The sequence below is a fragment of the Devosia sediminis genome, from assembly GCF_016411825.1.
In the GTDB taxonomy this organism is placed as follows: domain Bacteria; phylum Pseudomonadota; class Alphaproteobacteria; order Rhizobiales; family Devosiaceae; genus Devosia; species Devosia sediminis.
This window is the reverse complement of the sequence record NZ_JAEKMH010000001.1, coordinates 821543-838166: the sequence shown is the minus strand read 5'-3', so window position 1 is coordinate 838166 and position 16624 is coordinate 821543. Positions and strand designations below refer to the sequence as shown.

The window sequence follows — 16624 nt, the reverse complement described above, 5'->3', positions numbered from 1 at the left end:
GAACATCATCGTCCTTCCATCGTCTCGTCGATTGCCTCGAAGGCCGCCATGGTGACCTTGGGCGGATTGAGCGGTTGTGTAACCCGCACGGATACGTGATTGCCGATATGGCCCATGATGGCCTCGGTGAGCTCCACGTCGCCACAGCGCAGCCGCACCGGATCGGAGGGGCTGCGCTCGAACATCAGCGTCTGGCCCGGCTTCATGTCGAGAAGCTTGGAAAGGGGCAGTTGCTGCTCGTGCAGCACGGCCTCGATCTCGATGTCGGCCTGGAAAATCTCGGTGGCCAGGTGCCCCTCCCAGATCGGGTCGCGGCCAAACTTTTCACCCATGAACATCTGCAGGAGCTGTTCGCGGATCGGTTCGATGGTCGCGTAGGGCAAGAGGATTTCGATCTTGCCGCCGCGATCGTCCATTTCGATGCGCAGCTCGATGAGGATGGCGGCATTGCCCGGCCGCGAAATGGCGGCGAAGCGCGGGTTGGTTTCCATGCGCTCGAGCTTGAAGTTGATCTGCGTCACCGGCTCGAAGGCGCGATGGGTGTCCTCGAGGATGATCTCGATCATCTTGCGGGCCAGCGCCATTTCGATGGTGGTGTAGGGCCGGCCCTCGACGCGGATATTGCCGCCGATGCGCCGGCCGCCCAGCAGCACGTCGATCATCGAATAGATGAGATTGGAATCGACCGTGAGAAGGCCGTAATTCTCCCATTCCTCGGCTTTGATCACCGAAAGGATCGCCGGCAGCGGAATGGAATTGAGATAATCGCCGAAGCGCACCGAGGAGATCGAATCCATAGTCACTTCGACATTGTCGCTCGTGAAATTGCGCAGAGACGTCGTCGCCAGCCGCACGAGGCGGTCGAAGACGATTTCGAGCATCGGCAGGCGTTCGTAGCTCACCAGCGCCGAATTGATCAGCGCCTGTACGCCCGTCAGCTCGACACTGCCGCCGGCGCTGGCATCGAAGCCGAGCAGGCTGTCGATCTCGTCCTGGTTGAGCACGCGGTCGGCGCCGCCCTCCCCGTCGCCGTCGCCGCCTTCGAGCATGGCGGCCCATTCGGCGGCAGCCGCAGCGGCGCGCTCTTCGTCGCTCATCTCGCTTTCATCAACGGCCACGGCGCCCTCGGCGGCCGAACCGATATCGTCCAACCCCCAGTCGTCGCTCAGCTTGTCCTGATCGGTAGGTCCAGCCATCACTGCACCAGGATTTCCTTGAACAGCACGCTTTCGACATGGGCCGGATAGATGGCCAGGTTCACGCGGCGCAGCAGCTCTTCCTTGAGGCGATAAATGCCGGCCGAACCTTCGAGGTCACTCTTGCGCAATTCGCGCAGGTAAACCTGAAACGCATCGATGACCTTGGCCAGCCGTGGCTGGATCTCGGTCATCATGTGTTCATCGGCGACCTCCAGGGCGATGGTCAGTTTCATGAAGGACGCACCTTCGCCCTGCGAATTGAGATTCACCATCATGGGTGGCAGGTTGAAGATGAAGGTGTCATGCGCCGCGGTCGCAGCCGCCTCGCCATGCCCCTCGCCGTGCGCCGCCGCTTCCTCTCCGCCGGAGGATGACAGGAAGAAAAACAGTCCGCCGCCGGCCAGCAGCAGCACCACGACCGCCGCGCCGATGATGATGAAAAGCTTGGGAATGCCCTTCTTGGCCGGCGCTTCTGTTCCGAGATCTGCTTCCGCAGCCATGTCAAAGGCCCTGTAAACTCGCACGATCCGGTCGATTCCGGCTTGCCGTCCAGCTAAGGCCCAGTTGGTTAACGAAAGGTTACAAACCACTCCGAAGCGGCAGATTTTGCCGGGCAGCAATTGCCGGGCGTAACGGCAATGCCTGCCAAATGGCGGCCCTGCCGAATTTCTAAATCATTGAGATTAAACGATTATCCGGTCTGGCATGGTTTCTGCAAAGTAAATGGGCGAGGCGACCGGCTTGGGGAAGCAGGGCGTCTCGGGGACCAACCGGGGATTAACATGATCGAGAACGCGCAACTCATCGGCCTCTCAAGGCAGATCGCCCTGCAGCGTCAGATGGATGTGGTGGCCAATAACATCGCCAACCTCAACACGACCGGCTTCAAGGCCGAGCAGATCCTGTTCGAGGAATATGTGATGCCGGTCGCCCGCGACCAGAATTTCCCCAGCCTCGATCAACCGCTCTCCTATGTGCAGGACTGGGCGACGGTCCACGACCTCTCCGGCGGCGCCGTCACCCAGACCGGCAACGAACTCGATGTCGCCCTCAATGGCGAAGGTTTCTTCGCCGTGCAGACGCCCGGCGGCGAACGCTGGACCCGCGCCGGCTCCTTCCAGATCAACAACCAGGGCACGCTGGTGGATCTCTCCGGAAACCCGGTGCTCGGCAATGGCGGCCCCATCACCTTCGGCCCCGAGGAAACCGGCATCACCATCGCGGCCGATGGCGCCGTCTCCTCCAGCGTCGGCGCCAAGGGCCAGTTGCGCATTGTCGAATTCGCCAATGCTCAGGAGCTGACGCGCGAAGGCTCGAACCTGTTTTCGGGCGGCCAGCCACAGGTCGCTACCGCCACCCGCGTCATGCAGGGCCATGTGGAGCGCTCCAACGTCTCCGGCGTGGCCGAAATGGCCGAAATGATCCGCGTGCAGCGCTCTTACGAGTCCGCCGCGTCCCTCGCCAAGAAGCAGGATGACCTGCGCAGTGACGCCATCCGCCGCCTTGGCGACGCCAACGCCTGAACCTGAGGACCAGACCGATGAAAGCTCTCTATATCGCATCGACCGGCATGGGCGCCCAGGAACGCAATGTCGAAGTCATCTCCAACAACATCGCGAACATGCGCACCACCGGCTACAAGCGGCAGCGTGCGGAGTTCCAGGATCTGCTCTACCAGCAGATCACCCGCGCCGGCTCGCAGACTTCGGCCGAGGGCACCATGGTTCCCGCCGGCCTCGAGATCGGCTCGGGCGTGCGCACCGTCGCCACGCCGCGCGTCATGAGCCAGGGCTCGGTCAACATGACCGAAGGCGAACTGGACGTCGCCATCCGCGGCGAAGGCTTCTTCATGATCCAGTTGCCCGACGGACGCACGGCCTATACCCGCGACGGCTCGTTCCTGCGCGATGCCGAGGGCACGCTGGTCAATTCGAGCGGTTATGAGCTCGACCCCGGCATCAGCGTACCGGACAATGCCCGCGGCGTCTCGATCTCGCCCGACGGCACCGTGGAAGCCTATATCGGCACCGACGCCACCCCGACACAGCTCGGCCAGCTCCAGCTTGCCCGCTTCGTCAACAAGTCCGGCCTCGAGTCGATGGGCGACAACCTCTTCCTCGAAACCGCTGCCAGCGGCCCGGCCCAGGTCAGCGTGCCCAATGTCGACGGCACCGGCGACCTGCTGCAGGGCTACCTGGAAATGGCCAACGTCAATTCGGTCACCGAAATCGCCGACCTCATCGCGGCCCAGCGCGCCTACGAGATGAATGCCCGCGTCATCTCCGGCGCCGACCAGATGATGCAGGCAACGAGCCAGTTGAGCTGAGGAGAGTGACGATGAACACGATCCGTACCCTCGCCGCCGCCCTGAGCCTCACGATTGCCATGCCGGCCTTCGCGGCTCCCGTGCTCAAGGCCGAGATCACCATCTCCGGCCCGGTGGTCACCGTGGGCGACATGTTCGACGATGCGGGCATGCTGGCCGAACAGCCGCTGTTCCGGGCGCCGATGCCCGGGACCACCGGCAATGTCGACCTCACCGCCATCCGCTCGGCCGCCGCCCGCGTCGGCCTCACCCGCTTTGAAGCCAATGGCCTGGTTCAGGTGCAGGTGTCCCGCGCCGCTTCGGTTGTCGACCACGACATGCTGGCCGGGCTGATCGCCGAGGATATGCGCAGCCGCGGCATCCTGGGCGATGGCATGAGCATCGACCTGCTCTTTGCCGATCCCGTCGACGCCATCAACGTTGCGACTACCGACACCCCTGCCCGCCTCGAGAACCTGCGCTACCTGCCCGGCAACGGCACCTTTTCGGCCCGCTTCATGCTGGCGGGCGTCGCCCAGCCGCTGGACCTCGCCGGCACGGTGCAGATCAGCATCGAGGCGCCGCATCTCGTCGCGGGCCTGCCGGCCGGCACCGTGCTGCGCCCAGACCATATCGTCATGCGCCCGCTGCCGATCCAGCAGGCCGACGCACAGGGCGTTGCCGGCCTCGACCAGCTCGTGGGCATGGCGCTCAACCGCCAGAGCCGCGACGGCATGCTGCTGAACGCCAGCGATGTCTCGGTTCCGCTCGCCGTCGCAAAGAATGACCTCGTCACCATCTACTACCGCCAGGGTCCGATGACCCTGACCGTCAAGGGCCAGGCCGTAACCAGCGGCGCCGCCGGCGCCCCGCTGCAGGTCCTCAACCTTGTTTCCCGGCGCGTCATCAGCGCCACCGTCGTCGCGCCCGGGGCAGTGGAAGTGTCCACCGCGCCCGTCACGCTTGCCGGCCTCTAATCGAAGGGACAGATGCAAATGAACATCGCCAAGATCGCCACCATCCTGACCCTGACTGCCGTCCTCGCCGGCTGCAACACCATCGATCGCCTCGCCAATGTCGGCCAGGCCCCTGCGCTGACCGCCATTGCCGACCCGACCACGACGGCCGGCTACCAGCCGGTGCGCATGCCCATGCCCGAGCCCATTGCCGATACCTATCAGCCCAATTCGCTCTACCGCACTTCGGCCAAGGGCTTCTTCAAGGACGAACGCGCCCACCGCATCGGCGACATCCTCACGGTTCTGGTGACCATCGACGACAGCGCCGAGATCAGCAACACCACCAACCGCAATCGAACCTCGTCCAACTCGGCCGGCATGGGCGGCATTTTCGGCGCCGTGGTCGACAATGTCTCGCAGGGCCAGATCGACCCGAGCTCGGCGATTGACCTCACTTCCGGCACCCGTGATAGCGGCAACGGCTCGGTGAACCGCAGTGAGGCCCTCGAAACCTCGGTCGCCGCCGTCGTCACCCAGGTGCTGCCCAATGGCAACCTGGTGATCGAAGGCCGCCAGGAAGTGCGGGTCAACTTCGAGGTCCGCGATCTGATTGTGGCCGGCATCGTCCGCCCCTCGGACATCCAGGCCAACAACACGATCGCCTCGACTAAGATCGCCGAAGCCCGCATTTCCTACGGCGGCCGCGGCCAGATCACCGATGTGCAGCAGCCACGCTATGGGCAGCAGGCCCTCGACGCGATCCTGCCCTTCTGAGGCAGTTTCCCTCCGGCGGCGCAGCCCCCATCGCGCCGCCGCTCCCCGGCCGGACCAGAATGGTACGGCACGGCCCCAAGCGCAGAACGCGCCGGGCCATTCCAGCGGCTCCTGCTTCCCCAGGCGCGGAGCCTCTTCCCCACGAGGCGCAGCTTCCCCGGCTGCGCCTCTCCCTTTTTTGGGAACTCTCAGGGCCTTGGCCTGTTCAATCTGAACGAGAGGCAAGGAGAACGGCATGCCAATGATGATCGTAACCATGCTCGGCACCGGCATTGGCGGAGGCATTGGAGTGGCCATGGGCAATACCTTGGTAGGTATCTTCCTTGGCGCGTTTTTTGGCGCACTTGTCGGCGGACTCCTGCTGCCGCGCCTCTGGCGGAAGTCGTAACCGATGCAGGAAGGCGGAAATCAGATGAGCTTCGGCGTTGGGATTGCCATTGGCGCGGCGGTTGGCGTGGCTATCGGCGCTGCCATGGATAATATCGGCATGGGCATAGCAATCGGCGTCGGGATCGGCATGGCGCTGGGCGGGGCGATCTACGCTTGGCGCTCGGAGCGGCCCAACAAATAGGCGCGCTGCTGACGGCGCTTGATCCTCCGGCGCGACTGTGGGAACCAGAGACGGTTCACAGGAGCGTGCAATGTCCTTTCAGAAACTCGACAATCTTGGCCGCAGGCTGGAGGCGCTTGAGCACGCCCTGTCCATCCTAGGCGCCGACGAAGCGACCCATATGGCGGTCGGCGGCGGCGAGAAGCGGGCCGAAGCCATGTCCAACCTGGCCGGCATGTACCATGCCCAGGCCACGGCGCCAGAGATCGCCGACTGGATCGGCGAAGCGCGCAACGAGGATCTGGACGACGACCAGAAGCTGGCCGTCAACGAGTTAGAACGCGCCTATGTCAATGCCACCTGCCTGCCGACCGAATTTGTCGAGCGCCGGACAGCGGCGACCATGCGATCCGAACAGCTCTGGCGCGACCTGCGCGCCAAGGGAGACTGGGATAGTTTCCTGCCGGCGCTCGAAGGTGTCGTGGCGCTGGTGCGCGAAGAAGCGGCCCTGCGCTCGGCGGCTACGGGACTGGGCGCGTATGACGCGCTGATGGACCAGTATGATCCGGGCAACCGGGTCGCCGAGATCGACGTCGTCTTCGACGACCTCAAGACTTTCCTCAAGGATTTTGTGCCGACAGCCCTTTCGGTGCAGGAACAGCGCCTCGCGGCGCGTCCGCGCAAGGCGCTCAACGCCCCCTTCCCCATCGAACGGCAGCGCGAACTGGGCCTTGCGGCCATGCGCGCCGTCGGCTTCGATTTCACCCATGGTTCGCTGGCGGTTTCGCATCACCCATTCTGCGGCGGCGTGCCCACCGACGTGCGCATGACCACGCGCTATCGCACCGATGAATTCCTCTCCTCGCTCATGGGCGTTCTGCACGAAACCGGCCACGCCCTCTACGAACAGGGACTGCCCAAGGACTGGTCGCACTGGCCGCTGGGCAAGGCGCGCGGCATGGGCATGCATGAGAGCCAGAGCCTGTTCGTGGAAATGCAGCTCGCCCGCAGCCCGGAGTTCTGGGAATTCCTGTTGCCGCAGGTGCACCTGCATCTGGGCGACGACGCCCTGCCGGGCTGGGACATTGCCGACGTGCTCAACGAAGTGAACTTCGTCGAGCGCGGCTATATCCGCGTCGATGCGGACGAGGTCACCTACCCGCTGCACGTCATCTTGCGCTACGAACTCGAGCAGGACCTGGTCTCGGGCAAGCTGGAAGCCAGCCAGATCCCTGAGGCCTGGGACGCCAAGATGACCGAATATCTGGGCATTTCCACCATCAACGACTTCAAGGACGGCCCGATGCAGGACGTGCATTGGCCCGGCGGCGCCTTCGGCTATTTCCCTAGCTACACGCTCGGCGCCATGATCGCGGCCCAGCTTGGCGCGGCAATGGAAAAGGACATTCCCGACATGCGCGAGCAGATGCGCCAGGGGGAATTCGGCGCCATCAACCAGTGGCGCGCCGACAAGGTCTGGAGCCAGGCCTCCCGCTGTGCGACGCCCGATCTCATTACCCGCGCTACTGGCGAACCGCTCAATGCCGACCACTTCAAGGCGCATCTGCGCAAGCGCTACGGCGGCTGACCATCATGCGCTACCAACGCTTCACGCCAGGGGACGCTCTGGCGGCCTATGTGGAGCACTTCTGGCTGGTCGATGCAGACCTGGGCGACCGCTGGCACGAAGAAATTCTCGTTCCCAATGGTCGCCCGACCATCATTGTCAGCCTGGCCGACCCCGGCATCCGAAAAAACCCCGAGACTTTCGCAGAAACACCCAATGTCAGTGGACTTTCTGGTATTGGCACTGGCCCCGTCATCATTGGCCAGCGCGGTTCCGTAAAGCTGGTGGCCGCACAACTGAGCCCGTTTGGCCCGACTGCATTCGGCCTCGCACCACACATAGACGAACATGTCCCGCTGGCAGCGTGGCCGGACACAAAAGTCACCCAGGAGCTTGACACTGATCTGGTGCGGCTGGGCGCCAGCGAAGGCGCGGTGCGGGCATTGGAAAAGTGGCTTTCCGCCCGTTTCCAACCCTTGCCGCAAAAAGCCGTAAGTGACCTCTCCCGCGTCTATGCCTGCCTCGACAGCGACCTTCCCGCCAACATCAGTTCCTGGGCCGACACAGCCGGCCTGACCCACAGTCAGCTCTACCGCCTGTTCCGCAATCACGTCGGCATCTCACCCAAGTCTGCCCTGATGATTGCGCGATACCAGGCCCTCGTCGGCGGGCTGCTGGGACAAATGCGAGGTAATGGCCTTGCGCAGTTGGCGCTTCTGCAGGGCTATTACGATCAGGCACACGCCAATCGGGACTTTCGCCGTTTCACCGGCGTTACCCCGCAACATTTCACCCAAACGCTGAACGGTATTGCGCGCATGATGCACCAGCCCATGTCGGATTTGTCCAAGAATTTGGAGGCGCGGGGCGACTAGTCTGGGTCATCACCACAGGACATACGCATGACCACGCTCGTTCACGTCGAAATCACCGCCGCCAACGCCGCTGAAACTGCCAGCTTTTATGCCGATGTGCTGGCAGTCGAGAGCAACACATCGCCCTTTATCGCCAATTACCTGATACTGACAGGCACCAATGGCCCCGTCGGCGCGGTGATGGGCAACAGCTACCAGTCGCAAGCAACGATTGCCTGGTTTGCCGTCGATGATATCGAAGCCGCGCTTGAGCGGGCACTGGCCGGCGGGGGCAAGACGTTCGGCCAGATCAGCACGATTCCGGGTCAGGGGAAGCTCAGCTATGTCAGCGATCCCAACGGGACCGTCTTCGGCCTGAGGCAGCCTGAATAGCCAAAAATCACGTATTTCCAGACATTGGCGTGAAGCAGCGGAATCACTTTCCGATGCCTTGTTCATGAACCGAACCTGAATCGTCACTTCAGGAGCCGTTCCGGATCAGCCCCATAAAACAGTCTCCATCAACGACGCGGTCGGAGGGACCGCAGCCCAAAAGGAGACGTCAAATGATCCGCAAGCTTCTCATCACCGCCCTGACTGCCACCGCCATCATCGGCGCCGCTGCCCCGGCAATGGCTAATAGCCTCTATATCGAGCAGTACGGTTTCGGCCACGCTGTCGGCGGCGGCCAGAATGGCTGGAACAACAAGTTCGGCGCCTACCAGAAGGGCAAGTGGAACACCGCTATTTCCAACCAGAACGGCGGCAACAACACTTCCGCCATCGGCCAGGACGGCACCAATAATACCGGCGATGTCTGGCAGAACGGCTGGAACAACCAGGGCGGCGTCGGCCAGTTTGGCACCAACCACAACACCATCCTCACCCAGGACGGCAATGGCAATGTCGCGGCCGGCGTGCAGGTGGGCAAGGGCTGCAATGCCAACCTGACCCAGCACGGCTCCAACAATGTCAGCGCCTTCGTGCAGGTTTGCCCGTAACTTCAAGGGCTTGGGGCCGGTTAACTCCGGCCCCGCCTTCAGCGTCCCGAGGAGGACATCATGGTTCAGTCCAGTTTCCGTTTAGCCGCCCTGGCCCTCGGCGCCCTCGCCCTGGCCGGCGTCGCCCACGCCAATAGCGGCTCGTCGGGCCTCGCCTGCGGCGTCAGCAAGACTTCCCAGCAGGGCCTGCTGGCCATTGAAGGCGTGGTGCAGAGCCCGGTCGCCATCCAGGGCGAATATCGCTTTGCGCTCAAGAGCTTGGGCAATGGCGGCTCATCCAATGTCAGCCAGGGCGGTGGCTTTTCCGCCGCGGCCAATACCCCGATTTCCGTGGGCCAGATCATGGTCGGCGCGGGATCGAATGTGGACATCGACTTCACGATTACCAGTGGCGGCAAGCAGTATGACTGCTCCGCGCCGCTGACCACCCGCACCTGACCTTCCCCGTTACCTTCCCCAAACTGCCCCGCTTCGGCGGGGCTCTTCTTTTTGACCGGACCCCGGCCAGGACCTGCTGGATGAACGATGTCTGAACGCAATGCTCCGAACCGGTTCAGCCCGAGCCCCCTAAGGTCATCTCAAGCGCTGGGGAGACCCGGCAGGGAACGCAAACCGGGAGACTTCAAAATGACCATTCGCTTCACCAGGACCATCGCCGCCGCCTTCACCGCAGCCCTGATCGCCACCTCCGCCGGACCGGCCATGGCCGCCGGGCAGATCGCCATCGGCTTTTCCCCCACCGACCCCGACCAGGCCCAGGCGCTCGGCCTCGGGCTCCAGGTCTTCTCGCTGGTCCAGGGTCTTTCGGCCAACGGCGCCAATGTCCACCAGAACGGCAACGGCAATTCCGCCGGGGGCAGCCAGAACGGGTCGGGCAATCACGGCCTGATCTGGCAGGAGGGCGATGGCCACAACGGCACGATCCACCAGAACGGCAACAACAACAATTGCGGTCTGTTCCAGTTCGGCAAGACCAGCAATGCCCAGTGCGTGCAGAACGGCAACAACCAGTCGGGCATCACCACCGTCTTCGGCTTCTGACCAGCGCGAAACCTCCGGCAACACGGCGGGGCCCCCGGGCTCCGCCTTTTGCTTTTCTGCGCACGGAAAAATGTGCGAGAAAAAATGTCGAAGCCTCCCCCGGCCACTCGTCGGCTCGGCAGGGAGGCAATGTCGCCTTCGTCCTGAGGAGCAGAAAATGCGTGTCATCGTCTTCGTCAAAGCCACCGCCGACAGTGAACAGGGCATCATGCCGGATTCCGACCTGCTCGAGGCCATGGGGCGGTACAATGAAGAGCTGATCAATGCCGGCATCATGCTGGGCGGCGACGGCCTGCAGCCGTCCATCAAGGCCAAGCGCATCCGCTTCAGCGGTTCGGACCGCTCGGTGATCGACGGTCCCTTCGCCGAAACCAAGGAACTGGTGTCGGGCTACTGGATCTGGGAAGTGCGCGACATGGACGAAGCGGTCGAATGGGTGAAGCGCTGCCCCAATCCGATGCTTGGCGAAAGCGAAATTGAAATCCGCCCCGTCTTCGAGCTCGACGCCTTCGAAGAGCACATGACCCCGGAAATCCAGGAAATCCACGACCGCAATCGCGAGCACTTCGGCCGCTGACCGGAAAACAAAAAGCCCGCATCACTGCGGGCTTTTTCAATTCCTGCCGGTGGTCCGGTTATTCGTCGCGATAGACCTTTTCGCGGCGCTCGTGCAGTTCCTGGGCCTCGAGGCTCAGCGTCGCGGTCGGGCGGGCATCGAGCCGCGCCAGGCCGATGGGATCGCCCGTCTCCTCGCAATAGCCGTAGGTCCCGTCATCGATGCGCTTGAGCGCCGAGTCGATCTTGGAGATCAGCTTGCGCTGGCGATCGCGGGTCCGCAGTTCCAGCGAGCGATCGCTTTCGGAACTGGCCCGGTCGGCCATGTCGGGGTGGTTCTGGCTTTCTTCCTGGAGGTTTTCGAGAGTCAGGCGGCTTTCGCGCAGAATCTCGTCCTTCCAGGCGTGAAGCTTATTCCGGAAGTATTCCCGCTGGCGCGGGTTCATGAACGGCTCGTCCTCGCTGGGTCGATAATCCGTAAGTTCAACCGAAGACATCAGCAGACTCAACTCCAATGCGCCCTTGGCGGCCTATATATGCGCCCACATCGCGCCCGGCAAGCGCCGTGGTTACGTCTCGTTAACGCAGGAAAATCCGACGCGTCAGGCGCATAGACCGCAACTCGCAACAGCTTGATGACGAAACTGCCAAACGTTGCCGAATCACAACTGTGGGAAGCGCCCCAGCTTGGCCAGTTCGACCCGCACGCGCAGCTCGATATCGTCGATCAGGGCATCGAGGCCCGGCTCCACCCGCTCGCGCAGCACGCCGAGCTGAGTGACCATGGCATCGAGCCGCCCCGGCGACGGCCGCCCGACCAGCAAGTCGGCCTTCATCGCTTCCAGCAGATCAAGGAGACTGGTGCCGCGCTTGACGGCCTTGCGCCGGCTTTCGGAAAAATCGCCAACGGCCTGGAGGGCCAGAATGGCGTCGAGACCGGCAGCAGGCGCCACCGGCGCTGCCGTATTGACCCGCGTCGTGCCCTCGGACCCCACCGGCACGAAGGCGGGACCGGTGCCAGCCTTGCCGACAGCGTTCCGGCCAGCGATGCCGCTGGATCGATTGGGGCCATCAATGCGCAAGGGTCCTGACTCACCTGAGGGATGGGCGTTGACGGCAAAATCTGCCCACCACGGTTAACAAGGCATTAACGTGCCCGGCAAAAATTGCAGCCCCAGCCATTGGGGATTGCCGGCCGGCAAGCGCCACTCCAGCAAAAACCTACAATTTCAATGCTTTGGAGCCAACGGCGGAAACTGGCACGCTTCTGGCATTGATCCCTGCGAAGGCCGCGCCATGGGGATGGAACGGCACATTCGGGGAAGAAAATGCCGAACCGCCTGCTTCGCACCATCGCCGCCACCGTCCTCAGCGCCGCCCTGGTCCTGTCGCCGCTGACCCCGGCCCAGGCCGCCCCGGCGCGCATCAAGGACATTGTCGACGTCGAAGGCGTCCGCGAGAACCAGCTCGTGGGCTATGGCCTGGTCGTCGGCCTCAACGGCACCGGCGACAGCCTCAACAATTCCCCCTTCACCAAGCAATCGCTGCAATCGATGCTGGAACGGCTGGGCGTCAATACCCAGGGCGAGAACGTCCGTACCGCCAATGTCGCGGCCGTCATGGTCACTGCCAACCTCCGGCCGTTCGCCACCCAGGGCTCGCGCATGGACGTATCGGTGGCCGCGCTTGGCGATGCCGACAGCCTGCAGGGCGGCACGCTGCTGGTGACCCCGCTGCTCGGCGCCGATGGCGAAGTCTATGCCATTGCCCAGGGCGCGGTGACCATCAACGGCTTCAGCGCCGAGGGCGAGGCAGCCAGCATCGTCTCGGGCGTGCCGACCACCGGCCGCATTTCCTCCGGCGCGCTGATCGAGCGCGAAATCGACTTCCACCTCGGTTCGCAGCATTCGCTGCGCCTGGCACTGCGCAACCCCGACCTCACCACGGCGCGCCGTATCGCGCTGGCAATCAACGACTTCATCGGCGCCCCGACCGCCGTGCCCGAAGACCCGGCCACGGTGCGCCTGACCCTGCCCCGCAATTTCAACGGCAATATCGTCGACCTCTTGACCGATATCGAACTGCTGATCGTCCAGACCGACCAGGTCGCCAAGATCGTCATCGACGAGAATTCCGGCATCATCGTCATGGGCAAGGATGTGCGCGTGTCCAGCGTCGCCGTCGCCCAGTCCAACCTCACCGTGACCATCGCGGAAAACCCCGAGATCGTTCAGCCCAATCCGCTGAGCCTGGGCGTCACCGCCGAGGAGCCCAACACGACGCTCAACGTCAACCAGTCCGACACGGCCCTTCAGGTGGTCAATGAATCGGTGACGCTGCAGCAACTGGTGGACGGACTCAACGCACTGGGGATCTCCCCGCGTGACCTCATCGCCATCCTCCAGGCCATCAAGGCGACCGGCGCCCTGCAGGCCGAGATCGAGGTGCTGTGATGACCGAGATCAACCCGACCACTTCCAGCCTGTCGCCGGCCCAGCTCCTCACCATCCGCAAACAGGCCGAGGACATGGAAGGCGTGTTTCTCAACATGCTGACCAAGGAAATGTTCGCCTCGATCAAGGGCGACGAGAATTTCGGTGGCGGCTTCGGCGAGGAGACCTGGCGCTCCATGCAGGCCGAACAGCTCGCCAATACCATGGCACAAAGCGGCGGCATCGGCCTCGCCGATGACCTCATGGGGCAGATGATCGCCCTGCAGGAAGCCGCCAACGCCAGCCGTGGCCTGACCCAATCCAATATTGTCGCTAGTACCGGAGTGTACGGAAAATGACCGCAGCCGCCCGCCTTGCCGCCCTTGACGCTCTGCCCGCCGAAGAGCTGTGCATCCATGCCGAACAGGCCCTGTCGGCCCTGGTCGACGTGATGAACCAGGAAACGACGCTGCTGCGCGCCGGCCATATGCGCCAGGCGGGTCAATTGACGCCTGACAAGACAAGGCTGGCTCAGGACTATGTGACTTTTGCCCGCGCTATCCAGCGCCAGGGCGCGCGGCTCACCGCCGAAGCGCCGGCGGCGCTGGCCCGCTTGCGTGCCGGACACGAGAGCCTGGCCACGCAAATGGCGGAAAACCTGCGCGTGCTGGCCACGGCCAAGTCGGTCACCGAGGATGTGCTCACCGATGTGGCCCGCATGGTGGGCCAGCAGAACCGCGCCAAGACCTATGGCACCACCGGCGCCGTGGCCTCGGACAGCGCCTCCTCGGCCAAGGGCATCGCCGTCAACCGCGCCTTGTGATGGCAGACATTTGACTCAAATGCGCAACGCGATGGTTACGCGAGAATAAGGGGCAGGACTTAGGGTTTCCGCGAATAAGTGCATTCGGGGAAACGTCATGGTTTTGAACCTCGCCGTCGAGCCCGTATCATCGGGCGCAACGCAGACCGCGGACTACCGCTATCGTCCCGCCATGGGCGAGCGTACGGTGCTGCCCGAAGGCCCGCAGAAATCCGCAGCCGGTGCCAAGCCCGGCGACCGCGAGTCCCTGCCCTTCAACAAGAAGCCAAAGGCCGACGAGCAGCCGCCAGAACCTGAGCGCAATCGCACCGCCGACTTTGCGGCCGCCGTCATTGCCGGCGCCCTCTCGCCGACGCCACGGTCCATGGAAGAACTGCTCCGCCGCATCGGCTCGGCGGAAATTCCGCAGGAGTCCCAGGCCCGGCTCAAGGACCTTCTGGCTTAAGTTAACGCTTTGCTAGAACCGCCATCGGTCACCCTACACAAAAGCCCCGGCTTCCGGGGTCTTTTTGTTTTGGCGCGATAAATTCCCACGCAGTATTTGCCCAATATTTCGGCATCCATTTAACCGTTCCTTAGAGCCTGCCGGATGAGGATCGCCCCAGCCTCAGGAAGAGGTGTGTTTGTTTGCGTATCCTAGAAAAGGAAAAGCCAAATGGCTGATATCTCGCTTTCCAAAGCCGTCCGCTCGAACCTGCTGTCCCTCAAGGGCACTGCCGACATGATGGCTTCCACCCAGAACCGTCTCGCCACTGGTAACAAGGTGAATTCGGCTCTGGACAATCCTTCCAGCTGGTTCACTGCCAAGGGCCTCACCAACCGCGCAAGCGATCTGGGTGCCCTGCTCGACTCCATGGCCAACGGCGTCAAGACCCTTGAAGCCGCTGACAATGGCCTCTCGGCCATGACCAAGACCCTGGAATCGATGCAGTCGACGCTGCGCCAGGCCCGTCAGGACAAGTCCTTCCAGACCGCGTCCTTCTCGCTTGACGCTGCTGACATCACCGGCACTGCCGGCCAGACCCGCGAGCTGACCCTCTCGGGCGGTGCTTTCGGCACTGAAGAAGTCAAGGTTGCGCTCACCAAGGCTGCCAATGCGTCCATCGTCGGTGACGACTTCACCGCCGCTGCCGCTTCGACTGGTGCCGAAGCTGTTGCCAACGCTGCATGGGGTGCCACCCGCACCGTCGCCACGGACCAGACGTTCTCGATCAACGATAACGGCGCTGCCCGCTCCATCACCCTGGAAGCCGGCACCTATACCGCTGATCAGGCCGCCACTGCGTTCAACAACGACCTGACCGCCGCCGGTTCGACCGTTCGCGCTCGTAACGACTCGGGTACCCTCGAGTTCTACGATAGCGATCCTGCCAAGACCGGCCTCGCTCAGACCATCGGCATCACCGCTAACGCGGCGACCGCTTCTATCGGCTTGACCGTGGACGCCGCCACCAACATCACCGACAACGGCACCAATGCGGGCACCCAGGCCATCACCGTCAACGGCGTCGCCGTGACCCTGAACGGCGATGACCACAAGACTGCCTCGCAGGCCGCCGATGCCATCAACGCTGCTCTCAAGGCTGCCGGTGCTGCTGCTGGCCTCAAGGCCACTGCTGCCAATGGTAAGCTGACGATTGCTGGCCCTGACAACGGTGCTGCCCCGACCATCGGTGGCGGTGGTGCTGACGCGGTGTTCGGTGTCGTTGGTGACCGTACCAACGTTGCCGCCAAGGACGCCGGCGACGCCTCGGGCGTGGTCAAGACCGTCGACGAACTGGTTGCCGAGATCAATTCCAAGACCAAGGCCGATGGCACTGCCAACGAGCTCTACGGCAAGGTCCGTGCCTCCAACGACAACGGCAAGCTGCGCATCGAGAACCAGTCGACGCAGAAGCTGGAAATCGAAGGTGTGTCCTCTGAGGGCAAGGTGGACGGCGTCTCGACCGGTGCCGGTGAGATCCTCGGCAACTCCGTCCGTGCGGGCCTGTCCGCTCAGTTCAACGAACTGCGCGACCAGCTCGACAAGATTGCCGATGACGCTTCGTTCAACGGTATCAACCTGCTGCGCGGCGACAAGCTGGCCATCACCTTCAACGAAACTGGTACGTCGTCGATCGACATCCAGACCAAGGACGGTGATACCATCAACTCGTCCAACCTGGGCGTCTCCACCACTCTTGAAGAAGAAGACCTGGACAGCGATGCCAAGATCGACGCCGAACTCAGCAAGCTCAAGAGCGCGCTGAACGACGTCCGTTCGCAGGCTTCGACCTTCGGTTCGAACCTCTCCATCGTCGAGAATCGCCAGACCTTCACCAACGCGATGATCAACACCCTGGAAGACGGCGCCGGCAACCTGACCCTGGCCGACATGAACACGGAAGCTGCGAACCTCCTGGCTCTGCAGACCCGTCAGTCCCTGTCGCAGAACTCGCTCTCGCTGGCGAGCCAGGCCGATCAGTCGATCCTGCAGCTCATCCGTTAATCGGAAGAATCGCAGTTCAACCAATAGGGGCGGGTCGCAAGACCCGCCCCTTCCCTATTTCGCCCAGCATTTCCGT

Annotated in this window: 22 protein-coding genes; 18 read left to right on the top strand and 4 right to left on the bottom strand. The window is 63.2% G+C overall.

Annotation, left to right across the window (positions count from 1 at the left end; translation table 11 throughout):
• Positions 1–5 precede the first annotated feature (5 nt).
• Both fliM and JEQ47_RS04260 read right to left on the bottom strand, forming a co-directional pair.
• A complete protein-coding gene (gene fliM, locus JEQ47_RS04265) occupies positions 6–1196 on the bottom strand; it encodes a flagellar motor switch protein FliM (protein ID WP_198875139.1) in 1191 nt (396 codons plus the stop codon).
• On the bottom strand, positions 1196–1699 hold the full coding sequence (locus JEQ47_RS04260; protein WP_198875138.1) for a flagellar basal body-associated FliL family protein: 504 nt from the start codon (positions 1697–1699) through the stop codon (positions 1196–1198). The genes fliM and JEQ47_RS04260 overlap by 1 nt, the downstream gene beginning before the upstream one ends.
• 285 nt (positions 1700–1984) lie before the next feature.
• On the opposite strand from JEQ47_RS04260, the gene flgF reads away from it, so the two are divergent.
• From flgF to JEQ47_RS04195, 13 genes are all read left to right on the top strand, one after another.
• The gene (gene flgF / locus JEQ47_RS04255) at positions 1985–2722 is read left to right on the top strand and encodes a flagellar basal-body rod protein FlgF (protein ID WP_198875722.1); all 738 of its coding nucleotides are present in this window, start codon (positions 1985–1987) and stop codon (positions 2720–2722) included.
• Between the two features lie 17 nt (positions 2723–2739).
• Positions 2740–3525, top strand: a complete 786-nt coding sequence (gene flgG, locus JEQ47_RS04250; protein ID WP_198875137.1) for a flagellar basal-body rod protein FlgG — start codon at positions 2740–2742, stop codon at positions 3523–3525.
• Positions 3526–3536: 11 nt separating this feature from the next.
• Positions 3537–4481, top strand: a complete 945-nt coding sequence (gene flgA / locus JEQ47_RS04245; RefSeq protein WP_198875136.1) for a flagellar basal body P-ring formation chaperone FlgA — start codon at positions 3537–3539, stop codon at positions 4479–4481.
• 18 nt (positions 4482–4499) lie between these two features.
• Entirely contained in the window at positions 4500–5237 is a 738-nt protein-coding gene (flgH, locus tag JEQ47_RS04240; protein WP_198875135.1) for a flagellar basal body L-ring protein FlgH, read from the top strand.
• Between the two features lie 235 nt (positions 5238–5472).
• On the top strand, positions 5473–5625 hold the full coding sequence (locus JEQ47_RS04235; RefSeq protein ID WP_198875134.1) for a hypothetical protein: 153 nt from the start codon (positions 5473–5475) through the stop codon (positions 5623–5625).
• A gap of 24 nt (positions 5626–5649) precedes the next feature.
• Positions 5650–5808, top strand: a complete 159-nt coding sequence (locus JEQ47_RS04230) for a hypothetical protein (RefSeq protein WP_198875133.1) — start codon at positions 5650–5652, stop codon at positions 5806–5808.
• Between the two features lie 70 nt (positions 5809–5878).
• Positions 5879–7375: a carboxypeptidase M32 gene (locus JEQ47_RS04225; protein ID WP_198875132.1), complete on the top strand. Its 1497-nt coding sequence runs from the start codon at positions 5879–5881 to the stop codon at positions 7373–7375.
• A 5-nt stretch (positions 7376–7380) separates the two neighbouring features.
• Positions 7381–8229, top strand: coding sequence for an AraC family transcriptional regulator (locus tag JEQ47_RS04220; RefSeq protein ID WP_198875131.1), 849 nt, complete (start codon positions 7381–7383; stop codon positions 8227–8229).
• Positions 8230–8256: 27 nt separating this feature from the next.
• Entirely contained in the window at positions 8257–8601 is a 345-nt protein-coding gene (locus tag JEQ47_RS04215) for a VOC family protein (RefSeq protein WP_198875130.1), read from the top strand.
• A 173-nt stretch (positions 8602–8774) separates the two neighbouring features.
• Positions 8775–9209 carry a curlin gene (locus JEQ47_RS04210; RefSeq protein ID WP_198875129.1) on the top strand — a complete coding sequence of 145 codons (435 nt, stop codon included), beginning with the start codon at positions 8775–8777 and terminating at the stop codon, positions 9207–9209.
• 60 nt (positions 9210–9269) lie between these two features.
• The gene (gene csgH / locus JEQ47_RS04205) at positions 9270–9647 is read left to right on the top strand and encodes a curli-like amyloid fiber formation chaperone CsgH (RefSeq protein ID WP_198875128.1); all 378 of its coding nucleotides are present in this window, start codon (positions 9270–9272) and stop codon (positions 9645–9647) included.
• Positions 9648–9836: 189 nt separating this feature from the next.
• Positions 9837–10250 carry a curlin gene (locus tag JEQ47_RS04200; RefSeq protein ID WP_198875127.1) on the top strand — a complete coding sequence of 138 codons (414 nt, stop codon included), beginning with the start codon at positions 9837–9839 and terminating at the stop codon, positions 10248–10250.
• Between the two features lie 157 nt (positions 10251–10407).
• The gene (locus tag JEQ47_RS04195) at positions 10408–10827 is read left to right on the top strand and encodes a YciI family protein (protein ID WP_198875126.1); all 420 of its coding nucleotides are present in this window, start codon (positions 10408–10410) and stop codon (positions 10825–10827) included.
• A 58-nt stretch (positions 10828–10885) separates the two neighbouring features.
• Here JEQ47_RS04195 and dksA read toward each other — a convergent pair whose 3' ends face one another.
• Together dksA and JEQ47_RS04185 are read right to left on the bottom strand one after the other, a co-directional pair.
• Positions 10886–11302 carry an RNA polymerase-binding protein DksA gene (dksA, locus tag JEQ47_RS04190; RefSeq protein WP_198875125.1) on the bottom strand — a complete coding sequence of 139 codons (417 nt, stop codon included), beginning with the start codon at positions 11300–11302 and terminating at the stop codon, positions 10886–10888.
• 165 nt (positions 11303–11467) lie between these two features.
• Positions 11468–11887 (bottom strand): flagellar assembly protein FliX, encoded by a 420-nt coding sequence (locus JEQ47_RS04185; RefSeq protein ID WP_198875124.1) that lies wholly within the window; start codon positions 11885–11887, stop codon positions 11468–11470.
• Positions 11888–12133: 246 nt separating this feature from the next.
• Between JEQ47_RS04185 and JEQ47_RS04180 the strand changes: the two genes are divergently transcribed.
• The 5 genes from JEQ47_RS04180 (at position 12134) to JEQ47_RS04160 (ending at position 16548) form a co-directional block, all read left to right on the top strand.
• Positions 12134–13258 carry a flagellar basal body P-ring protein FlgI gene (locus JEQ47_RS04180; protein WP_198875123.1) on the top strand — a complete coding sequence of 375 codons (1125 nt, stop codon included), beginning with the start codon at positions 12134–12136 and terminating at the stop codon, positions 13256–13258.
• Complete coding sequence (locus tag JEQ47_RS04175; protein WP_198875122.1) at positions 13258–13596, top strand: rod-binding protein; 339 nt, start codon at positions 13258–13260, stop codon at positions 13594–13596. The genes JEQ47_RS04180 and JEQ47_RS04175 overlap by 1 nt, the downstream gene beginning before the upstream one ends.
• On the top strand, positions 13593–14060 hold the full coding sequence (locus JEQ47_RS04170; RefSeq protein ID WP_198875121.1) for a hypothetical protein: 468 nt from the start codon (positions 13593–13595) through the stop codon (positions 14058–14060). Before JEQ47_RS04175 ends, JEQ47_RS04170 begins: the two co-directional genes overlap by 4 nt.
• Positions 14061–14157: 97 nt before the next feature.
• A complete protein-coding gene (locus tag JEQ47_RS04165) occupies positions 14158–14505 on the top strand; it encodes a hypothetical protein (protein ID WP_198875120.1) in 348 nt (115 codons plus the stop codon).
• 210 nt (positions 14506–14715) lie between these two features.
• Complete coding sequence (locus JEQ47_RS04160) at positions 14716–16548, top strand: flagellin N-terminal helical domain-containing protein (protein WP_198875119.1); 1833 nt, start codon at positions 14716–14718, stop codon at positions 16546–16548.
• The last annotated feature ends 76 nt before the right edge of the window (positions 16549–16624 follow it).